Source organism: Falsirhodobacter sp. 1013, assembly GCF_051195255.1.
Classification (GTDB): Bacteria; Pseudomonadota; Alphaproteobacteria; order Rhodobacterales; family Rhodobacteraceae; genus Falsirhodobacter.
In genome coordinates, this window is sequence record NZ_JBNJLK010000004.1 from 182,907 (window position 1) to 201,301 (window position 18,395).

Annotated in this window: 19 protein-coding genes; 14 read left to right on the forward strand and 5 right to left on the reverse strand. The window is 66.3% G+C overall.

Translation table 11 applies throughout. From position 1 onward, the window contains the following. Position 1: 1 nt before the first annotated feature. Both ACSHZY_RS08925 and ACSHZY_RS08930 read right to left on the reverse strand, forming a co-directional pair. A complete protein-coding gene (locus ACSHZY_RS08925; protein ID WP_435168274.1) occupies positions 2-1,015 on the reverse strand; it encodes a polyamine ABC transporter substrate-binding protein in 1,014 nt (337 codons plus the stop codon). Continuing rightward, positions 1,012-1,971, reverse strand: a complete 960-nt coding sequence (locus tag ACSHZY_RS08930; RefSeq protein ID WP_435168276.1) for a LacI family DNA-binding transcriptional regulator — start codon at positions 1,969-1,971, stop codon at positions 1,012-1,014. The genes ACSHZY_RS08925 and ACSHZY_RS08930 overlap by 4 nt, the downstream gene beginning before the upstream one ends. Before the next feature lie 163 nt (positions 1,972-2,134). Here ACSHZY_RS08930 and ACSHZY_RS08935 point away from each other — a divergent pair, with 163 nt between their 5' ends. After that, positions 2,135-2,548, forward strand: coding sequence for a Fur family transcriptional regulator (locus ACSHZY_RS08935; RefSeq protein ID WP_435168278.1), 414 nt, complete (start codon positions 2,135-2,137; stop codon positions 2,546-2,548). 75 nt (positions 2,549-2,623) lie between these two features. After that, positions 2,624-3,901: a phosphopyruvate hydratase gene (eno, locus tag ACSHZY_RS08940; protein ID WP_435168280.1), complete on the forward strand. Its 1,278-nt coding sequence runs from the start codon at positions 2,624-2,626 to the stop codon at positions 3,899-3,901. 210 nt (positions 3,902-4,111) lie between these two features. Here the strand turns inward: eno and ACSHZY_RS08945 are convergent, their stop codons facing one another. After that, complete coding sequence (locus ACSHZY_RS08945) at positions 4,112-5,200, reverse strand: anhydro-N-acetylmuramic acid kinase (RefSeq protein WP_435168282.1); 1,089 nt, start codon at positions 5,198-5,200, stop codon at positions 4,112-4,114. Positions 5,201-5,262: 62 nt separating this feature from the next. Between ACSHZY_RS08945 and tyrS the strand changes: the two genes are divergently transcribed. From tyrS to ACSHZY_RS08960, 3 genes are all read left to right on the forward strand, one after another. Further along, positions 5,263-6,513 (forward strand): tyrosine--tRNA ligase, encoded by a 1,251-nt coding sequence (tyrS, locus tag ACSHZY_RS08950; RefSeq protein ID WP_435168283.1) that lies wholly within the window; start codon positions 5,263-5,265, stop codon positions 6,511-6,513. 72 nt (positions 6,514-6,585) lie between these two features. Then, the gene (locus ACSHZY_RS08955) at positions 6,586-7,548 is read left to right on the forward strand and encodes a L,D-transpeptidase (RefSeq protein ID WP_435168284.1); all 963 of its coding nucleotides are present in this window, start codon (positions 6,586-6,588) and stop codon (positions 7,546-7,548) included. Between the two features lie 92 nt (positions 7,549-7,640). Continuing rightward, positions 7,641-8,417: a gamma-glutamyl-gamma-aminobutyrate hydrolase family protein gene (locus ACSHZY_RS08960; protein WP_435168286.1), complete on the forward strand. Its 777-nt coding sequence runs from the start codon at positions 7,641-7,643 to the stop codon at positions 8,415-8,417. On the opposite strand, the gene ACSHZY_RS08965 is transcribed toward ACSHZY_RS08960, so the two are convergent. After that, positions 8,414-9,610 (reverse strand): pyridoxal-phosphate-dependent aminotransferase family protein, encoded by a 1,197-nt coding sequence (locus ACSHZY_RS08965; RefSeq protein WP_435168287.1) that lies wholly within the window; start codon positions 9,608-9,610, stop codon positions 8,414-8,416. The two genes, ACSHZY_RS08960 and ACSHZY_RS08965, sit on opposite strands and share 4 nt — an antisense overlap. A 216-nt stretch (positions 9,611-9,826) precedes the next feature. Between ACSHZY_RS08965 and ACSHZY_RS08970 the strand changes: the two genes are divergently transcribed. The 6 genes from ACSHZY_RS08970 to ACSHZY_RS08995 all read left to right on the forward strand — a co-directional run bounded on the left by ACSHZY_RS08970 (position 9,827) and on the right by ACSHZY_RS08995 (position 14,937). After that, positions 9,827-11,494, forward strand: a complete 1,668-nt coding sequence (locus ACSHZY_RS08970; RefSeq protein WP_435168427.1) for an ABC transporter ATP-binding protein — start codon at positions 9,827-9,829, stop codon at positions 11,492-11,494. Beyond that, entirely contained in the window at positions 11,494-12,219 is a 726-nt protein-coding gene (locus tag ACSHZY_RS08975; RefSeq protein WP_435168289.1) for a YgfZ/GcvT domain-containing protein, read from the forward strand. The genes ACSHZY_RS08970 and ACSHZY_RS08975 overlap by 1 nt, the downstream gene beginning before the upstream one ends. After that, a complete protein-coding gene (locus tag ACSHZY_RS08980; protein WP_435168290.1) occupies positions 12,216-13,148 on the forward strand; it encodes an outer membrane protein in 933 nt (310 codons plus the stop codon). The genes ACSHZY_RS08975 and ACSHZY_RS08980 overlap by 4 nt, the downstream gene beginning before the upstream one ends. 118 nt (positions 13,149-13,266) lie before the next feature. Continuing rightward, positions 13,267-13,854 (forward strand): Hint domain-containing protein, encoded by a 588-nt coding sequence (locus ACSHZY_RS08985; RefSeq protein ID WP_435168292.1) that lies wholly within the window; start codon positions 13,267-13,269, stop codon positions 13,852-13,854. Between the two features lie 74 nt (positions 13,855-13,928). Continuing rightward, entirely contained in the window at positions 13,929-14,576 is a 648-nt protein-coding gene (locus ACSHZY_RS08990; RefSeq protein WP_435168293.1) for a protein-L-isoaspartate O-methyltransferase family protein, read from the forward strand. A gap of 34 nt (positions 14,577-14,610) precedes the next feature. Then, positions 14,611-14,937, forward strand: coding sequence for a hypothetical protein (locus ACSHZY_RS08995; protein ID WP_435168294.1), 327 nt, complete (start codon positions 14,611-14,613; stop codon positions 14,935-14,937). Positions 14,938-14,989: 52 nt separating this feature from the next. Here ACSHZY_RS08995 and ACSHZY_RS09000 read toward each other — a convergent pair whose 3' ends face one another. Continuing rightward, entirely contained in the window at positions 14,990-15,316 is a 327-nt protein-coding gene (locus ACSHZY_RS09000; RefSeq protein ID WP_271974152.1) for a DUF6280 family protein, read from the reverse strand. A 311-nt stretch (positions 15,317-15,627) separates the two neighbouring features. On the opposite strand from ACSHZY_RS09000, the gene ACSHZY_RS09005 reads away from it, so the two are divergent. From ACSHZY_RS09005 to ACSHZY_RS09015, 3 genes are all read left to right on the forward strand, one after another. Beyond that, positions 15,628-16,812 carry an ABC transporter substrate-binding protein gene (locus ACSHZY_RS09005; protein WP_435168296.1) on the forward strand — a complete coding sequence of 395 codons (1,185 nt, stop codon included), beginning with the start codon at positions 15,628-15,630 and terminating at the stop codon, positions 16,810-16,812. Positions 16,813-16,911: 99 nt separating this feature from the next. Next, positions 16,912-17,691 carry an ABC transporter ATP-binding protein gene (locus ACSHZY_RS09010; protein WP_435168298.1) on the forward strand — a complete coding sequence of 260 codons (780 nt, stop codon included), beginning with the start codon at positions 16,912-16,914 and terminating at the stop codon, positions 17,689-17,691. Then, positions 17,684-18,394 (forward strand): ABC transporter ATP-binding protein, encoded by a 711-nt coding sequence (locus ACSHZY_RS09015; RefSeq protein ID WP_435168300.1) that lies wholly within the window; start codon positions 17,684-17,686, stop codon positions 18,392-18,394. The genes ACSHZY_RS09010 and ACSHZY_RS09015 overlap by 8 nt, the downstream gene beginning before the upstream one ends. Position 18,395: the final 1 nt, after the last annotated feature.

The following is an 18,395-nucleotide window of genomic DNA, read 5'->3' on the forward strand; positions in this document are numbered from 1 at the left end:
CTTACTGCGCGACCTTGGCGTTCCACCGGGACAGCCAGTCCTCGCGGTGTTTCAGCTGCTGATCGGCGGGCAGGAAGTGGATCTGCGCGGCCATGTCCTCGCCATAGGTCAGGGCTTCGGCGGTTTCACCTTCCACCGACACCTGCGTGTTGACGGGGCTGTCCACCAGACCGTCGGCCAGCTTCTGCTGCACCTCGGCCGACAGCCAGAAGTCGATGAACTGCTGCGCCAGTTCCGGATCCTTCGTGCCCTTGACCATCGACAGCACGTTCATGCCGCCCGTCTGGCCTTCCTTGGGCTGCGCCCATTCCACCGGCAGGCCCAGCTTGGCGATGTTGGCCCAGCCGAAACGTCCGACCACGGCCGCCAGGATCTCCTCCTGCTGCAGCAGTTGCGGGATCTGCGACCCGCGTTCGTAGAAGGTCACCACGTCGTCCTTGTGTTCGGCCACAAGGTCGATGGCGTCGGCAAAGGTCGGATCCTCTTTCCCCAAGGCCTTTTGCAGCATCATCAGCGTGATCGGGCCTTGCGTGGTGGAGATGTTCGGAAGCGCCACATAGCCCGCCAGATCGTCCGAGAAGAGGTCGAGCCAGCTGTTCACCTGAACCTCGTCCGAACGGTAGACGATCGAGGTGCCGTAGAAGGTGTAGCCCACCGCCATCGCGTCCCCCACCGGATTGCGAGCGAAGTCGTAGATGCTGGCAAGGTTCGGCAGCGCCGCCGGATCCAGCGGCGCAAGCAGGCCCTTGGACGCCGCTTCCAGCGCGTTCGCGTCGGAAAACGCGATCACGTCCACCACGGGCGCGCCGGCATTCGCCTCCAGCTTGGCCAGACGTTCGACGCTATTGCCGGATTCCACCACCAGCTTGCAGCCGCAGCGCGCTTCGAACGGCGTGTACAACGCCTCCTGATAGGCGTCCTGGGCGATGCCATAGACGGAGATAGTCAGCGTGCGGTCCTGCGCCAGTGCAGGACCGGCCAGCGCCGTCAGGGCCAGCGCGGTGCGAAGGATCATGGGTCTCTCCTGTCGGAAGGGGGTGTTGTTGTGGATCCGCGGATCACGAGTTCGACCGGGAACAGCCGCGCGCCTTCGGCCCGGCCGGTCAGGACGTCCAGCGCGTGGTCGGCGATGGCGGCCAGATCCTGCCGCACCGTGGTCAGTTGCGGGGTGATGATGCGCCCCCAGATCACGTCGTCGAAACCGGACACGGACACGTCCTGCGGCACGCGGTGCCCCGCTTCCAGCAGGCCGTTCACGATGCCGATGGCGCAACCGTCATAGGCGGCGGCGATGGCGGTCGCGGGCCTTGTCCAAGCAAGGCCATAGGCATGCCCGCCTTCCAGCCCCGGGGGAATCAGGTCGATCGTGAAGTCCACGCCGCGGGCGCGAAACACCTCTGTCATGCCGGCCACGCGTGCCTCGCTGACATGGGAACGGGTGGTGACGCCCACGACCCGCACGTGGCGGTGGCCCAGATCGGCCAGATGTCCCGCCACCAGCCGCCCGCCCGCCCCATGATCGCAGGACGCGGTGTTGGCCGGATTGCCTTCGGCGTCCACCACCGCCAGCGCCACCGGAAGGCCCTCCAGCTGAAGGGAGGCGCCGCGCATGGGGATGACCACCAGACCGTCCACGCCCCGCGCCACGAAATCCTGCATGCGCTGCCGTTGCAGCTGCGGATCGTTCAGCGCGTCCGCCACCATGAGCGCGAGGCCCCGTGCGCGGGCCGCACGTTCGAAGGCCTGGGCAAAGCTGGCGAACAGCGGCATGGAGAAGTCGGGAACGACCATCCCGATCAGCGTGCTGCGCCCCAGACGCAGGGTGCGCGCGGCGTGGGACGGGACGTAATTCATCTCCTCCGCCATGGCGCGGATGCGTTCCACCAGCACCGCCGAAACGCGGCCCTTGCCCGTCAGCGCGTTTGACACCGTGGCGCGCGACACGCCAAGCGCATCCGCGATCCGTTTCATGGAGGGCGATTCTGACATGGTTACTCGTGTCAAAAGGATGATTTCTCGTGTAATCTACGCAGGCGAAAAGTTAAACCTTTCCGATGCGCAGCGGGCCTCCGCCCAGTTTTTATTGGTGCAGGGCCGCAAGATCGCCTAAATGGCCGAAAACCGGGGGGCGCACATGTCCGATGATATCATACGCCGCTGCGAGGCAAAGGGCCTTCGCATGACGGAGCAGCGCCGCACCCTGGCCCGTGTCCTGAACGACAGCGGCGACCACCCGGATGTGGAGGAGCTCTATGTCCGCGCCAGCGCGCTGGATCCGCGCATCTCCCTCGCAACCGTCTACCGCACCGTCAAGCTGTTCGAGGAGGCGGGCATCCTGGACCGGCTGGAATTCGGCGACGGCCGCGCCCGCTACGAGGATGCCGAGCGCGAGCATCACGACCACCTGATCGACCTGCACACCGGCGCCGTGATCGAGTTCGTGGACCCCGAGATCGAGGCGCTTCAGGAAAAGATCGCGGCCCGCCTCGGCTATCGCCTGAAGGGCCACCGGCTGGAGCTGTACGGCGTTCCCGCCAAGAAGGACTGACGTTCGCGCAAACAACCTTTCCTTGGAGTTTCCGGCCCGTTAGACACTGGGCAGGCGCCAAAGGAGGACTGGGCAATGAGCACCATCATCGACATCCACGCACGTGAAATTCTCGACAGCCGCGGCAACCCCACGGTCGAGGTCGACGTGACGCTGGAAGACGGCTCCATGGGCCGGGCCGCCGTTCCCTCGGGCGCCTCCACCGGCGCGCACGAGGCGGTGGAACGCCGCGACGGCGACGCCGCCCGCTACAAGGGCAAGGGCGTGCTGGAAGCGGTCGCCGCCGTGAACGGCGAACTGGCCGAGGAACTGGTCGGCTTCGACGCCACCGAACAGGTCGGCATCGACCGCACCATGATCGAGATGGACGGCACGCCGAACAAGTCCCGCCTGGGCGCGAACGCGATCCTGGGCGTGTCGCTGGCGGTCGCGAAGGCCGCGGCCGAATTCACGACGCAGCCCCTGTTCCGCTATGTCGGCGGCACCTCGGCCCGCGTGCTGCCGGTTCCGATGATGAACATCATCAACGGCGGCGAACACGCCGACAACCCGATCGACATCCAGGAATTCATGATCATGCCGGTGTCGGCGGACAACGTGAAGGACGCGATCCGCATGGGGTCGGAGGTGTTCCACACGCTGAAGAAGGAACTCTCGGCGGCCGGCCACAACACCAATGTGGGGGACGAGGGCGGCTTCGCGCCGAACCTGAACTCCAGCCGAGACGCGCTTGATTTCATTCTGAAATCGATCGAAAAGGCTGGTTATCGCCCGGGCGAGGACATCTTCCTCGCGCTCGACTGCGCCTCCACGGAATACTTCCGCGACGGGCGCTACGACATGAAGGGCGAGGGCAAGGTCCTGTCCTCGGCGGAGAACGTCGACTACCTGGCGGCCCTGTGCGCCGACTATCCGATCATCTCGATCGAGGATGGATGCGCCGAGGATGACTGGGACGGCTGGAAGCTGCTGACCGACCGTCTGGGCAACAAGGTCCAGCTGGTGGGCGACGACCTGTTCGTGACGAACCCCCAGCGTCTGGCCGAAGGCATCGCCAAGGGCTGCGCGAACTCCATGCTCGTGAAGGTCAACCAGATCGGCACGCTGACGGAAACGCTCCAGGCCGTGGACATGGCCCACCGCGCGCGCTTCACCAACGTCATGTCCCACCGTTCGGGCGAAACGGAAGACGCGACGATCGCCGACCTTGCCGTGGCCACGAATTGCGGCCAGATCAAGACCGGCTCGCTGTCGCGCTCGGACCGTCTGGCGAAATACAACCAGCTGATCCGGATCGAGGAGATGCTGGGCGAAGTGGCCGAATATGCCGGCCGCTCCATCCTGAAGGGCTGAGGATCGCCCTGCGGCGCGTCGGGAAGCCCCCTTCGCGCCGCACCCATCGGCCGTCCGCGGCAGCCGCCCGCGCCGATGGCTCCCGAAGGGGCCTGAGGTGCGGGCGTCACTCCCCAGCCTTGCGGTTGCCCCGCCTGCCCTCAGATCACCCGGTCAGTCTTGCGGTCACCCGTCTGCCTTTGGGTCACCCGGCCCCCGCCAGCCTTCCGGTCACCCCGCCAGTCTTCCGCCCGCGATCGCCCTCGGCACCCCGGTCGTCATCGGGGCGGAGATCGGCAGCCCCCGCGCCACGCGCACTGCGAGGAACGCGAAGGCCTGCGCCTCCAGCATGTCGCCGTCCAGGCCCACCGCCTCCACCGGATGCACGTCAAGGCCGGTGCGCGCGGCCAGCATCTGCATCAGTGTCGCGTTGTGACGCCCGCCGCCCGTCACCAGGATGCGGCTCACGGGCACCGGAAGATGCGGCAGGCCCGCCGCCACCGTGGCGGCGATCAGGGCCGTCAGCGTCGCGCAGGCATCCGCATCGGACAGATGCGCCACCCGGTCCATCACCGCTTGAAAGTCGTTTCGATCCAGTGACTTCGGCGGAAGTCTTGAGATGTAGTCATGGCCGACGAAGGCCTCCAGAACCGCTTCGTCGACCTGACCCGTCGCCGCCAGCTGCCCGCCGTTGTCCTGCGCCCAGCCCCGCCGCGCCGCGACCAGATCGTTGACGGGGGCGTTGGCCGGTCCCGTGTCGAAGGCCAGAAGCGCGCCTTCCTCCTCGGGGGAAGCCTTGCGCGGATCCACCCAGGTGATGTTGCCGACGCCGCCCAGATTCAGGAAGGCGACCGGCTGCGCCTCGTTCGTCCAGTGGGCCGCGGCGAAGTGGAAGAAGGGCGCCAGCGGCGCGCCCTGCCCGCCCTGACGCACATCCTCGGACCGGAAGTCCCAAGCCACGGGAAGGCCAAGCCGCTTTGCCAGCGCCTCGCCCGATCCGACCTGCAAGGTGCCGCGCCCGCGCGGATCATGGGCCAGCGTCTGCCCGTGAAAGCCGATCACGTCGGCGCTGTGGAAGGTCGCCAGCAGCTCGGCATGCGCCTCCTCAACCACGCGCGCGGCGGCCTCCACCGCCTCGCCTTCCCACATCCCCAGGGCCGCGCGCAGCACGGCGCGTTCCGCCCCGGAATAGGGGCGATAGCGGCTGGCCCCGAACTCCAGCACCCGCTCCCCGTCCGTCAGCACCATCGCGGCGTCCACGCCGTCCAGCGACGTGCCCGACATGGTGCCGAGCGCCCAGACCGGCCCTGAATTCAACATGGTCAAACCTCCACCCTCGGGTTATACCGCAGCCCTGCACGATATAACGCATGAGAACAACCATGACCTATCATCCCAAATCGGACTTCCTGAACGTGATGATGGCCCGCGGTTATCTGGCCGATTGCACTGATCTTCAGGGCCTCGACGAGAAACTGCGCGCGGGCACGGTGTCGGCGTATATCGGCTACGACGCGACGGCGGCCTCGCTGCATGTCGGCCACCTTCTGAACATCATGATCCTGCGCTGGCTGCAGAAGACGGGGCACCGTCCGCTGACGCTGATGGGCGGCGGCACGACGAAGCTGGGCGATCCGTCCTTCCGGTCGGAGGAACGCCCGCTGCTGACCGACGCACAGATCGGGCAGAACATCGACGGGATGAAGAAGGTCTTCGCCCGCTACCTGTCCTATGGCGAGGGTGCGACGGACGCCGTCATGCTCAACAACGCCGAATGGCTAGACAACCTGAACTACCTGACCTTCCTGCGCGAGATCGGGCGTCACTTCTCGGTCAACCGGATGCTGTCGTTTGAGTCGGTGAAGACGCGTCTGGATCGCGAACAGTCGCTGTCCTTCCTCGAATTCAACTACATGATCCTTCAGGCCTACGACTTCCTGGAGCTGCACAAGCGTTATGGCTGCGTGCTGCAGATGGGCGGGTCGGACCAGTGGGGCAACATCATCAATGGCGTGGACCTGACGCGCCGCGTGATGGACGCGCAGCTGTTCGGCCTGACCTCGCCGCTGCTGGCGACGTCGGACGGCAAGAAGATGGGCAAGTCGGCGGGCGGCGCCGTCTGGCTGAACGGCGACATGCTGGCGCCTTATGATTTCTGGCAGTTCTGGCGCAACTCGACCGACGCCGACGTGGGCCGGTTCCTGAAACTCTACACCGAACTTCCAGTGGAGGAGTGCGAGCGTCTGGGCGCCCTTCAAGGGTCCGAGATCAACGAGGCGAAGGTCATCCTCGCCAACGAGGTGACGACGCTGCTGCACGGGGCCGAGGCCGCGCAGGCCGCCGAGGCCACCGCCCGCGCCGTCTTCGAACAAGGCGGCGTCGGAGGGGAGCTGGACGTGGCGACCCTGCCACGCGACACGCTGGGCGAAGGCCTTTCCGTCGTGAAGTTCCTGGTGGAGGCGGGCCTTGTCACTTCGGGAAAGGAAGCCAAGCGGCTCGTGTCCGAAAACGGCCTGCGCTTCAACAACGACACGGTGTCCGACGCCAACATGCTGGTCACGGCCGACCTGATCGGGGCCGAACTCAAAGTCTCCATCGGGAAGAAAAAGCACCATCTCGTGCGTCTGGCCTGAACCGACCTTGTGGTCCCGCGCCGTCGCTGCATTATGTACCGTCGTGAAAACGGCAATGACAGGCACGGGACCATGACACTGAAGGCAATGCTGGCAGCCACGGCAATGATGGCGGCGCTGGCGGGGTGCGAACAGATCGACCGCTTCAAGGAGCCGCCGGTCGCCGTGGTCAGCGAACCGCAGTTCTTCGAGAACGCCTATGCGGCGCGCAGCGACGGCAAGTATTCGATCCCGGCCATTCCGGAAGACCAGATTCCGGCCGCGTATCGCCGGCAGATTGTGAATTACACAACAGCCGAAGCGCCGGGCACCATCATCATCGATCCCGCCCATGCGGTGCTGTACCTCGTGCAGCCCGAAGGCAAGGCGATCCGGTACGGCATCTCGGTCGGGCGGGACGGCTTCGGCTGGTCTGGCACGGCGGTGGTCGCGCGCAAGGCGACCTGGCCCACCTGGACCCCGCCGGCCGAGATGATCGAGCGGCAGCCGAGCCTTGAGAAATGGCGCGACGGGCAGCCGGGCGGGCCGACGAACCCGCTGGGCTCGCGCGCGCTGTACCTGTATATCAACGGCAAGGATTACGGCTTCCGCATCCACGGCACGCCGGAATGGCGCACCATCGGCAAGCGAGCCTCCTCAGGGTGCTTCCGCATGATCCAACAGGACGTGATGGACCTGTACGCACGCGTGCCCAGCGGCACCAAGGTCGTCGTGCTGACCCCCTCGGGTGAGGTTCCGACGAAGCTGACTTTGCCGCCGCCCGCGCCCGCGCCGAAACGTGCGGCCCCGAAGCCCGCGGCCACGGTGACCCCCGCCCCGGTGGAAACGACGACGCTCGATGCCTCGAAAACGCCCGAGACGGCGGATTCGCTGGTCGATGACACGGCCAAGGCGCTGGATGATGCCCCCGCCGCCGACACGACGGCCCCGGAGGATGACACGACCGGCGCCGACGCCCCGGCCCCTGCGGGTGACGCGGCACCGGAAGCCGAACCGGCCACGCCCTCGACCGTCTGGACCACGCCGCTGCGTTAAGCTCTGCCCGCAATTCGGGCGCTTCACGAATGCGCGGTCCCTTCCGGGGGACCGCGTTCCCGCTTATGTTGGACTCATTGCGGGAGAAGACCATGTCATCACGTCCAATCATCGGGATCATCGGGAACAACCAGTCGCTGCGCGAAGGCTTCAATGCCCATGTCAGCGGACATCTCGCCTCGGAAGCCGTGGCGCAGGCGGCGGGCGGCATGCCGATCGTCATCCCGTCGGACCCGCGCCTTGTGTCCACGCGCGAGCTTCTGGATCTGTGCGACGGCTTCCTGCTGACCGGCGGCCGCCCCAACGTCCACCCCGAGGAGTACGGCGAAGAGGCAACGCCCGCCCACGGTGCCTTCGACCGCCAGCGCGACGCCGTGACCCTGCCCCTGATCCGCGCCTGTGTGGAGCGTGGGCAGCCCTTCTTCGGCATCTGCCGCGGCTTTCAGGAGGTGAACGTGGCCATGGGCGGCACCCTCTGGCCCGAGATCCGCGAACTGCCGGGCCGGATGAACCACCGCATGCCCCCCGACGGCACGACCGAGGAGAAGTTCGCCCTGCGCCACGCCGTGCGCTTCACCGAAGGCGGCCCGTTCCACCGCCTTCTGGGACATACGGAGGTGATGACGAACACCCTGCACGGCCAGGGCATCAAGACGGCGGGAACGCGCGTCATCATCGACGGCCACGCGCCCGACGGCACGCCGGAGGCCATCTTCATCGACGGCGCCCCCGGCTTCACCCTGTCGGTGCAATGGCATCCCGAATGGCAGGCGGCCGTCGATCCCGTGTCGCGCCCGCTGTTTTCGGCCTTCGGGGACGCGGCGCGCGCCTGGTCCGTCGCGCGCCACGGGTTGCGCAAAAGCGCTTAGGCGTTCTGCGCCACGATCTTCGCGGCTGCGGCCATCGCCCCGGACCCGTGGGGGATGTCCAGCGCCAGCATCGCCGCCTCGATCACGCCGATGACGCCAAGGGTCATGTGGGCGTTCACATGGCCCATATGCGCCACGCGCAGGAAGCCGTGATATTCCGGGGTGGAAGGATCGGCCATGCCAAGGCCGATGCCCAGCGTCACGCCCGCCTTCTGTTCCGTCCAGCGGCGGATGGCCGTCGCATGGGGGGAACCAAAGCGCGCCGCCGTAACGGAGCGGCCGCGATGGGCGGGATCGGCCACGTTCAGCCCGATCTGCGGGTTGCCCACGCTCCACGCATCGAAGGCGGCCCAGACCGCGCGGGCCAGCGTGTCGTGGCGGTGCCAGACGGCTTCCAACCCTTCCTCCTTCAGCATGTCCAGCGCTTCCCGCAGCGCGAACAGGTGATGCGTGGGCGCGGTGCCACCGAACCGTTCGTGGAACAACCGCGGGTCGGCGCGGTGCGTCCAGTCCCAGGTCGGCGTGCGCAGATCGGACGTTCGGCCCGCCGCCAGCGCCTTGTCCGAAAACCACACGAAGCTGAGGCCAGGCGGCACCATCAGCCCCTTCTGGCTGGCCGCGACCATCACGTCGACGCCCCAAGCGTCCATCAGGAAGCGGTCGCATCCCAGCGACGCAATGCTGTCCACGGCCAGAAGCGCCGCTGATCCCGCCGCGTCGATCGCGCGGCGCACCGCCGCCACGTCGTTCAGCACCGTCGTCGCCGTGTCCACCTGCGTGACCAGCACCGCCTTCACGTCGGAATGGGCGCGCAGGGCCTCCTCCACTCGGGCGGGGTCCACGGGGGTGTTGCGGCCGAAGTCGATCACCTCGACCTCCACCCCCATGGCGCGGGCGGCGGCGGCCCAGCCCAAGCCGAAATGGCCCGTCACGCAGACCAGCGCCTTGTCCCCGCGCGAGAACATGTTGGAAATCGCCGCTTCCCACGCCGCATGGCCGTTGCCGATGTAGATCGCGACGTTCTGCGCGGTTCCGGCCACCCATTTCAGGTCGGGCACGATCCCGTTCACCATCTCGTGCAGGGCGCCTTCATAGATGTTGGGCGCGGCGCGGTGCATGGCGTTCAGAACGCGGTCCGGCATGGCGGAAGGACCGGGGATGGCAAGATAATGGCGACCGTTGGCAAGACTCATGCGACACTCCTTTGGACGCATGATCGCTACGACCGGGCGAAAGGCGCGTCAATGCCGCGCCTTGCCTCGCGCGGACGCGCAAGTTAGACCCAAGGCCCCAGACGGAGAGGCACCGTGGCCATCGAGAAGCTGAACGACACCCGTGATCCCCGCTACGCCTCGCACCGCCTGTTCGGGCGGCTGTGGAAGGGCTACCTGCGCCAGCACAAGGGTCTGATGGCGGTCGCCTTCCTTTTGATGATGGTCGAGGGGTCGACCCTTGGCGCGCTGTCCTGGATGATCAAGCCGCTGTTCGACAAGGTGTTCACGCCCGAAGGCGCGGGCGCGCTGGTCTGGGTGGGGCTGGGGATCTTCGGGCTGTTCGCCCTGCGGGCCACGACCTCGATCCTGTCGAAGGTGGTGATGACGCGCATCTCGCAGAAAAGCTCCACCGCGATGCAGGCAGACCTGCTGCGCCACATGCTGACGCTGGACCAAGACTTCTTCCAGGTGAACAGCCCCGGGCAACTGATCGAGCGCGTCCAGGGCGACACCTCGGCCGTTCAGGGGGTCTGGTCCTCGGTCATCGCGGGTCTGGGCCGGGACGCGATCTCGCTTGTCGGGTTGCTGGTGGTGGCGCTGAACATCGACGTGCACTGGACCCTGGCCGCCCTGATCGGGGCGCCGCTGCTGATCCTGCCCGCGATCGTGGTGCAGCGCTACATCCGCAAGAAGGTGAACCAGTCGCGGGCGCAATCGGGCCTGCGCGCCACCCGCCTGGACGAGATCTTCCACGGCATCCAGGCGATCAAGCTGAACCGGATGGAGAATTACCAGATCGGCCGGTTCCGGTCGATCGTGCGGAAGCTGGTGCGCAACGGCATCAAGACCGCCGCCAGCCGCGCGGCGATGCCCGCGCTGGTCGACTTGATCACCGGCCTTGGCTTCTTTGCCGTGCTGATGCTGGCGGGGCGCGAGATCGTGGCCGGAGAGCGCACGGTGGGGGAATTCATGTCCTTCTTCACCGCCATGGCCCTGACCTTCCAGCCGATGCGCCGCTTGGGCGACCTGTCGGGCTTCTGGCAGGTGGCTGCCGCCAGCCTGACCCGCATCTTCCGGCTGTTCGACCTGCAACCGGCGCCCCGCCCTGTACCGACGGCCGTGCCGAAGAACACGCCCCCGCAGATCGAATTGCGCGACGTGCATTTCGCCTATACCGACCTTCCAGTGCTGAACGGCGCCAGCTTTACCGCCAAAGCCGGGAAGATGACGGCGTTGGTGGGCGCGTCGGGCGCCGGCAAAAGCACCGTGTTTCACCTGCTCACCGGCCTTGCCCAGCCCACATCCGGAGAGATCCTGATGGACGGCGTCGACATCTCCCGCTTCTCGCTGGAGGATCTGCGCGGGCAGTTCGCGGTCGTGTCGCAGGACAGCGCCCTGTTCGATGAAACCATCCGCGAAAACGTGGTTCTGGGCCGGAAGATCCCCGACGAGAAGCTGCACGCCGCGCTGGACGCCGCCCATGTGACGGAGTTCGTGAAGAACCTGCCCGCCGGCGTCGAAAGCCCCGCGGGCCCGCGCGGCTCCGCCTTGTCGGGTGGCCAGCGGCAACGGGTCGCCATCGCGCGGGCCCTGATCTCCGACACGCCGGTGCTGCTGATGGACGAGGCGACCTCCGCCCTCGACGCGCAGTCCGAGGCGGTGGTGGCCAGCGCCCTGGCGCAGCAAAGCCACGGCCGCACGATGCTGGTGATCGCCCACCGCCTGTCCACCATCCGCGAGGCCGACAGCATCGTCGTGATGGACCAGGGCCGGGTGGTCGACCAGGGCACGCATGACGATCTTCTGCGGCGGGGCGGCATCTATGCCGACCTGTACCGCCTTCAGTTCAAGGACCAGGCCTGATGCGCACGATCTGGAGCGTGACCGGCGCCGACCGGCTCGATTTCCTGCAGAACCTCGTGACGAACAACGTCGCGCGGCTGACGCAGGACGGCATCGTCTGGGCAGGCCTCCTGACCCCGCAGGGCAAGTATCTGGCCGACTTCTTCGTGGTCCGTCAGGAAGACGCGCTGCTGATCGACATCGCGGATGGCATCGCCGACGCCACGCTGCGCCGGCTGACCATGTATCGCCTGCGGGCCGACGTGCAGATCGCTCCCTCCGGCCTGCAGGTCCGCCGCGGCGTGGATCGGGCCCCGCCCGGTGCCTTCGCCGACCCGCGCCATCCGGCCATGGGCTGGCGCCTCTACGGCACCGGGGCGGACACCTCCATCCTCGACTGGGACGCCCTTCGGGTGGAACATGTGGTGCCGGAAACCGGGATCGAACTGACGCCCGACACCTTCATCCTGGAAGCGGGGTTCGAGCGTCTGCACGGCGTCGATTTCCGCAAGGGCTGCTATGTCGGGCAGGAGGTGACGGCCCGCATGAAGCACAAGACGGAGCTTCGCAAAGGCCTGCTGCGGGTTCGAATCAACGGGGCGGCCCCGGTGGGAACGCCGATCCTGTCGGGCGACCGTGTGGCGGGAACCCTGTTCACGCAGTCGGGCGATCGGGCCATCGCCTATCTGCGCCATGACCGGACGGAGGGTCTTGTGGCCGGGGGCGCGAAAATCAGCGTCGATTGACCAGATTTTTCTTGGCCTTGGCGTCCGGAACCTTACGTCATCCGGCGCTGTCGGATATTCGCGCTCTGGTTGATGCAACGGGGCAACAGAATTCGGCGCATGCGCCTGAGACGATAAAAAAACGTTCCGGCATCCGCGGCCCCCGCTGTAAAAGACATGCAGAGTTTCCGCGCTTGACCGTGAACGAGGACATTGGAGCTAAGATGATGATCAGCCGTTACGCCGCCCTGGGCCTCGGGCTTGTTGGCCTGACCGCCACCCCCCTCTTCGCCGGCGGACCCGTGGTTCCCGCCCCCGAGCCTGTTGTCGTGGCCCCCGCGCCCGTCGTGGTGGCCTCCTCGCCGCTGTTCGCAGGCGGCTATGCGGGTGCCGGCATCGGATACGCCTTCGGCGGTTCGGACACCGTGGGCGTGCGCCCCTTCTCCGACGACGTGGGTGATGTGGAGCTTAGCGGTCCAATGGCCGAACTCCATGCCGGCTACCGCTGGCAGCAGGCGGGCAGCAACCTCGTTTACGGCGTGGAGGCTATGGTCTCCGGTGGAGAGATCAGCGACGACATCGAAGGCTCCGCCGACGGCGTCGACTTTGACGCTGAGTCGAAGATGAAGTGGACGGCTGAACTGCGCGGTTCGCTGGGTTACACCGTGCGTCCGGACACTCTGCTGTACGGCTTTGCCGGCTACACGGTTGGTCGCTCCGAATATACGGTGTCCAGCGATGCCGGGATCATCGACGAGAGCAACAACATGGACGGCTATGTGGCCGGTGTGGGCGTCGAGCGTCTGCTGAACGACCGCTGGTCGCTGCGCGGAGAATACAAGTACAGCAACTTCGGCAAGGACGAGCTGGAGTCGGGGAACGACCTGTATAGAACGAGCAACACGCCGGAATATCATCTGGTCAACGTCGGCTTCAACTACCGCTTCTGATCTACGTCTTGCGCGAACCATCGACGGCCCCGCATCTGCGGGGCCGTTTTTTCATGCGGGATGTTTACAATCGCCCGCACCTGTCACAGTGTCCCGGGGCCTGCTGGCCCGGACGTCCATGACACGAACACCCATCGACCTGCCCCCTTTGCCCGCCTGCATCAGCCGCGGCACGCTGATCGACACGTATCACGGCCCCCTTCCGGTCGAGGATCTGGTGATCGACGATCAGGTCATGACGCGCGACGAAGGCTTCTGCCCCGTGCGCTGGATCGGCTGCTTCCGGGCCGAGGCGCGGGGCCGCCTGTCCCCCGTCCGCATCGCGCCCGGCGCCCTTGGCAACAACCGCAGCCTCATCGTGTCGCAGCATCAGCTTCTGCTGCTGAACGACTGGCGGGCGGAACTTCTGTTCGGAGAGCGCGAGGTCCTTGCCCCCGCCCGCGCCCTTGTGAACGAGGACACGATCTGGATCCAGGAAGGAGGCGTGATCGACTATTACGCGATCCTGATGGACCGCCACCAGATCCTGTACGTGGAGGAGGCCTTTGCCGGCAGCCTCCAGCCCTCAAGCCCCGGATGCGAGGTCATGGGGCCGGAACTGGCCACGCAGATGCGCATCGCCGCGCAGGACACGGGCAGCGACCGCGCGGCGCGCCTGGTCCTGAAGCCGTTCGAGGTGCGGGCCATGCGAAATTACATCGAATGATCCCCGCCCGTTGCCGCGCCCGGCCGATTGTGCCAGAACGAAGGGGACGTGCAACCGATCGACAAGTGTGTGCCATGCCCGATTTCGCCGCCCGCCGGACCGTGATGGTCGACTCCCAGATCCGTCCTTCGGATGTGACCAAGTATTCGATCATCGACGCCATGCTGAACGTCCCCCGCGAATGCTTCGTGCCGGACGGCCGGGAAGAGGTGGCCTATCTGGGCGAGAACATTCCCCTGTCCCGCGGCCGCGTGCTTCTGGACCCGCGCTGCTTTGCCAAGCTGCTGGACGCGCTGGATGTCCAGCCGAACGAGGTGGCGCTGGATGTGGGCGCGGGCCTTGGCTACTCGACCGCCGTGCTGGCCCGGCTGGCGGAAGCCGTGATCGCGGTGGAGGATGAATTCGCCGCCGAGGCGGAACGTCGTCTGTCGGACATGGGCGTGGACAATGCCGTCGTGATATCCGGCACCCCGGCCGAGGGTGCGCGCCGTCATGGCCCCTATGACGTGATCCTGGTGGAAGGCGGCGTCGAACAGGTGCCGTCCGCCCTGACGGATCAGCTGAAGGATGGCGGCCGGATCGGCGCGCTGTTCATGGAAGGCAATCTTGGCGTGGCCCGCATCGGCTATCGCGCCGAAGGGGTGATCAGCTGGCGCCCCATCTTCAACGCCTCGGCCCCCGTCATGCCGGGCTTTGCGACGGTCCGCCAGTTCGCCTTGTGAACACCGGCGGTCACCCACGGGAACGGAGGCTTCGATGACCGATCGTCTGGTGGAACCGCAGGTCGAGGATGTTCTCGGCTCCATCCGCAGGCTCACGGCGGGCGTTCCGGCGGAAGCCGCACCCCTGCCCCCGCTTGTGCTGACACCCCAGCAGCGGGTCTATCCCGAACACGGTGCGGATGCCTCTGACGGCGTCCACGACCGCCTGGCCCCCATCGACGAGGAGGTTCTTCACGACCTCGTCCGCGAGTTGCTGAGCGAGGAGCTGCAAGGGCCGTTCGGCGAGAAGATCACCCGCAACATCCGCAAGATGGTCCGGGCCGAGATCGGCCGCGCCCTTGCGGAACGTGACATGAAATGACAACGCCCCGGCCAAAGGCCGGGGCGTTTGTCGAAAGACGGGGCAGAACCGATCAGGCGGCTTCGGCCTGATCCAGCTCCAATGCGTGACGGCGCTCGCTTTCCTCGCGCGACAGCGCAACGGAAGTGCGGATGCCCTTGGCCACGAACTCCATCAACCCCTTGACCACACGTTCGTTCGGGTCGATCCCGGCGCAGGACAAAACTTCACGTCCGTCACGCGAACGTGCCCAGCGGGCGATCTGGTCGGGGCCGTTGCCATACTTCTTGTCGTCCGCAATCGCGTCGTCCAGAGCGGCCAACACCACCGCAGCAAACAGCTTGCGTGCACGTTGCCCTTGTTCGAAATTGAAGGCAGTGCTGTCTACGAAATCGGCCATCGGTTTTCCTGTTCTTGCTCTTGCGTCTCTGGCGTTGGGTGGGGATACGCCGAATGGCCCTGCGGGAGCACTACGGATTTGGAACCCCCGTCATGCATTTGGTGCATGACGGTCCGCGTGCACCACAATCTGGGCCAAGACGCTCACATCACAAGGCCCGCATATAACCTGTCATTGGAATCGATCAAGAACCAACAGGGGCAATTTTCATTTATCGTTTACAATTGGCAACCATGACGGGGCCCGTCAGAGGCGCTTTTCTTTTCACCCACCGCCCCTTACCCTGCGCCAAAACCACAGGGGAGAAACAGATGAAACGTATCCTTCTTGCCACCGCAGCCAGCGCCCTGGTCGCCGCCGCCGCGCAGGCCGAGGACGTCAAGGTCGGGGTGATCTTCGGCTATACCGGCCCGCTGGAATCGATCACCCCCGGCATGGCCGCGGGCGCGGAGCTTGCGCTGAAGGAAGCCAGCGAATCGGGATCGTTCCTCGACGGCTCCACCCTGACGCCGGTGCGCGCGGATTCGACCTGCGTGGACGCGACGGCCGCCACCGCCGCCGCCGAACGTCTGGTCACGGCCGAAGGCGTGAAGGCGATCATCGGCGGCGACTGTTCGGGCGTGACGGCGGCGATCCTGCAGAACGTGTCCCGCCCGAACGGGATCGTGCAGATCTCCCCCTCCGCCACCTCCCCCGGCCTCAGCCAGACCGAGGATGACGGCCTGTTCTTCCGCACCGCCCCCTCCGACGCCCGTCAGGGTCAGGTGATGGCGGACATCATCAGCGAACGCGGCATCAAGTCCGCCGCCGTGACCTACACCAACAACGACTATGGCAACGGTCTGGCCAACAGCTTCGCCGAGGCGTTCAAGGCCAAGGGTGGCGAAATCACCATTCAGGCCGCGCATGACGACGGCAAGGCCGATTACTCGGCCGAGATCGGGGCCCTGTCCTCGGCCGGAGGCGAAATTCTGGTGGTCGCGGGCTATGTCGACCAGGGCGGCCGCGGCATCGTCCAGGGCGCGCTGGACACCGGCGCCTTCGACACCTTCTATTTCCCCGACGGGATGTATGGCCAGTCGCTGCTGGACACCTTCGGCTCGGACCTCGACGGCTCGTTCGGCGATCTTCCGTCGGCCGAGGGCGAGGATGCGCAGCTGTTCCAAGGTTTGGCCAAGGAGGCGGGATTCGACGGCACCTCCACCTATACGGGCGAAAGCTATGACGCGGCGGCGCTGGTCCTGCTGGCGATGCAAGCCGCGAAGTCCAGCGATCCGGCCACCTACAAGACCCATGTCTTCGACATCGCCAACGCCCCCGGCGAGAAGATCCGTCCGGGTGAGCTGGACAAGGCCCTGAAGCTGCTGTCCGACGGGCAGGACATCGACTATGTCGGCGCGACCAATGTGGAACTGGTCGAACCCGGCGAAAGCCGTGGCACCTTCCGCGAATACGCCATCAAGGGCGACGCATTCGAGACTGTCGGTTTCCGCTGATATCGTCTATGAGCGTCTGAAAATGGCCCGGCGATTTGCCGGGCCATATCCATTCATGCACCGCGCACGGACCCCCGTTTGCGGCTTTCGGGGGAAGACATGCTGACCGTCGAAAACCTTCACAGGCATTTCGGCTCGTTCCGTGCGGTCAACGGCGCGTCGCTGGAGATCGAGAAAGGATCGATCACCGGGTTGATCGGGCCGAACGGGGCGGGAAAATCCACCCTGTTCAACGTGATCGCCGGGCGGTTGCCGCCCACCTCGGGCCGCGTCCTCATGGACGGGCGCGACATCACGGGCCTGCCCCCGCACGAGCTGTTCCACCGCGGGCTGCTGCGCACCTTCCAGATCGCCCATGAATTCGGCTCCATGACGGTACGCGAAAACCTGATGATGGTGCCCGCCCGTCAGGCGGGGGAAACGCTGGTCAACGCCTGGTTCCGCCGTGGCCGCATCAAGGCCGAGGAACGTGCCCTGCGCGACAAGGCGGACGAGGTTCTGGACTTCCTGACCATCAGCCACATCGCGGATGAAAAGGCCTCCAACATTTCGGGCGGGCAGAAGAAGCTGGTGGAGCTGGGCCGCACCATGATGGTGGACGCGCGCATCGTCTTTCTGGACGAGGTGGGCGCGGGCGTGAACCGCACCCTCCTGAACACCATCGGCGACGCGATCGTGCGGCTGAACCGGGAACGCGGCTACACCTTCTGCGTGATCGAGCATGACATGGATTTCATCGGCCGCCTGTGCGACCCGGTGATCGTGATGGCCGCGGGCGAGGTTCTGGCCAAGGGCTCCGCCGCCGACATCATGAAGAACGAGGCGGTGATCGAGGCCTATCTAGGCACCGGCCTGAAGAACAAGGTGGCGCATGGCTGACCCCTTCCTGATCGGCGAAAGCATGACCGGCGGCTACGGCGCCGCCAACATCCTGCACGGCTGCACCATCGCGGTCGAAAAGGGTGAGATCGCGGTCATCGTCGGCCCCAACGGTGCCGGCAAGTCCACGGCGATGAAGGCCGTCTTCGGCATGCTGCGCCTGCGCGGCGGCCATATCCGGCTGGAGGGGGAGGACATCACCGCCCTGTCCCCGCAGGACCGCGTGGCCAAGGGCATGGCCTTCGTGCCGCAGACCCACAACATCTTCGGATCCATGTCCGTGCAGGAGAACCTTGAGATGGGCGCCTTCCTGCGCCGCGACGACATCCGCCCGACGATGGAGATGGTCTATGACCTGTTCCCCATCCTGCGCGACAAGCGCCACCAGCCGGCGGGCGAACTGTCGGGCGGCCAGCGCCAGCAGGTGGCCGTCGGCCGCGCGCTGATGACGCGGCCGAAGGTGCTGATGCTGGACGAACCCACGGCGGGCGTGTCCCCCATCGTCATGGACGAACTGTTCGACCGCATCATCGAGATCGCGCGCACCGGCATCTCCATCCTGATGGTCGAACAGAACGCCCGGCAGGCGCTGATGATCGCCCACAAGGGCTACGTCCTCGTTCAGGGGGCGAACCGTTTCACCGGCACGGGGGCCGAGCTTATGGCCGACCCCGAGGTGCGCCGGACCTTCCTCGGGGGCTGAC

What these genes read in the sequence shown, in the direction of transcription:
- ACSHZY_RS08925 (WP_435168274.1), bottom strand. Translation starts at nt 1,015, where the DNA reads ATGATCCTTCGCACCGCGCTGGCCCTGACGGCGCTGGCCGGTCCTGCA.
- ACSHZY_RS08930 (WP_435168276.1), bottom strand. Translation starts at nt 1,971, where the DNA reads ATGAAACGGATCGCGGATGCGCTTGGCGTGTCGCGCGCCACGGTGTCA.
- ACSHZY_RS08935 (WP_435168278.1), top strand. Translation starts at nt 2,135, where the DNA reads ATGTCCGATGATATCATACGCCGCTGCGAGGCAAAGGGCCTTCGCATG.
- eno (WP_435168280.1), top strand. Translation starts at nt 2,624, where the DNA reads ATGAGCACCATCATCGACATCCACGCACGTGAAATTCTCGACAGCCGC.
- ACSHZY_RS08945 (WP_435168282.1), bottom strand. Translation starts at nt 5,200, where the DNA reads ATGTTGAATTCAGGGCCGGTCTGGGCGCTCGGCACCATGTCGGGCACG.
- tyrS (WP_435168283.1), top strand. Translation starts at nt 5,263, where the DNA reads ATGACCTATCATCCCAAATCGGACTTCCTGAACGTGATGATGGCCCGC.
- ACSHZY_RS08955 (WP_435168284.1), top strand. Translation starts at nt 6,586, where the DNA reads ATGACACTGAAGGCAATGCTGGCAGCCACGGCAATGATGGCGGCGCTG.
- ACSHZY_RS08960 (WP_435168286.1), top strand. Translation starts at nt 7,641, where the DNA reads ATGTCATCACGTCCAATCATCGGGATCATCGGGAACAACCAGTCGCTG.
- ACSHZY_RS08965 (WP_435168287.1), bottom strand. Translation starts at nt 9,610, where the DNA reads ATGAGTCTTGCCAACGGTCGCCATTATCTTGCCATCCCCGGTCCTTCC.
- ACSHZY_RS08970 (WP_435168427.1), top strand. Translation starts at nt 9,827, where the DNA reads ATGGCGGTCGCCTTCCTTTTGATGATGGTCGAGGGGTCGACCCTTGGC.
- ACSHZY_RS08975 (WP_435168289.1), top strand. Translation starts at nt 11,494, where the DNA reads ATGCGCACGATCTGGAGCGTGACCGGCGCCGACCGGCTCGATTTCCTG.
- ACSHZY_RS08985 (WP_435168292.1), top strand. Translation starts at nt 13,267, where the DNA reads ATGACACGAACACCCATCGACCTGCCCCCTTTGCCCGCCTGCATCAGC.
- ACSHZY_RS08990 (WP_435168293.1), top strand. Translation starts at nt 13,929, where the DNA reads ATGCCCGATTTCGCCGCCCGCCGGACCGTGATGGTCGACTCCCAGATC.
- ACSHZY_RS08995 (WP_435168294.1), top strand. Translation starts at nt 14,611, where the DNA reads ATGACCGATCGTCTGGTGGAACCGCAGGTCGAGGATGTTCTCGGCTCC.
- ACSHZY_RS09000 (WP_271974152.1), bottom strand. Translation starts at nt 15,316, where the DNA reads ATGGCCGATTTCGTAGACAGCACTGCCTTCAATTTCGAACAAGGGCAA.
- ACSHZY_RS09005 (WP_435168296.1), top strand. Translation starts at nt 15,628, where the DNA reads ATGAAACGTATCCTTCTTGCCACCGCAGCCAGCGCCCTGGTCGCCGCC.
- ACSHZY_RS09010 (WP_435168298.1), top strand. Translation starts at nt 16,912, where the DNA reads ATGCTGACCGTCGAAAACCTTCACAGGCATTTCGGCTCGTTCCGTGCG.
- ACSHZY_RS09015 (WP_435168300.1), top strand. Translation starts at nt 17,684, where the DNA reads ATGGCTGACCCCTTCCTGATCGGCGAAAGCATGACCGGCGGCTACGGC.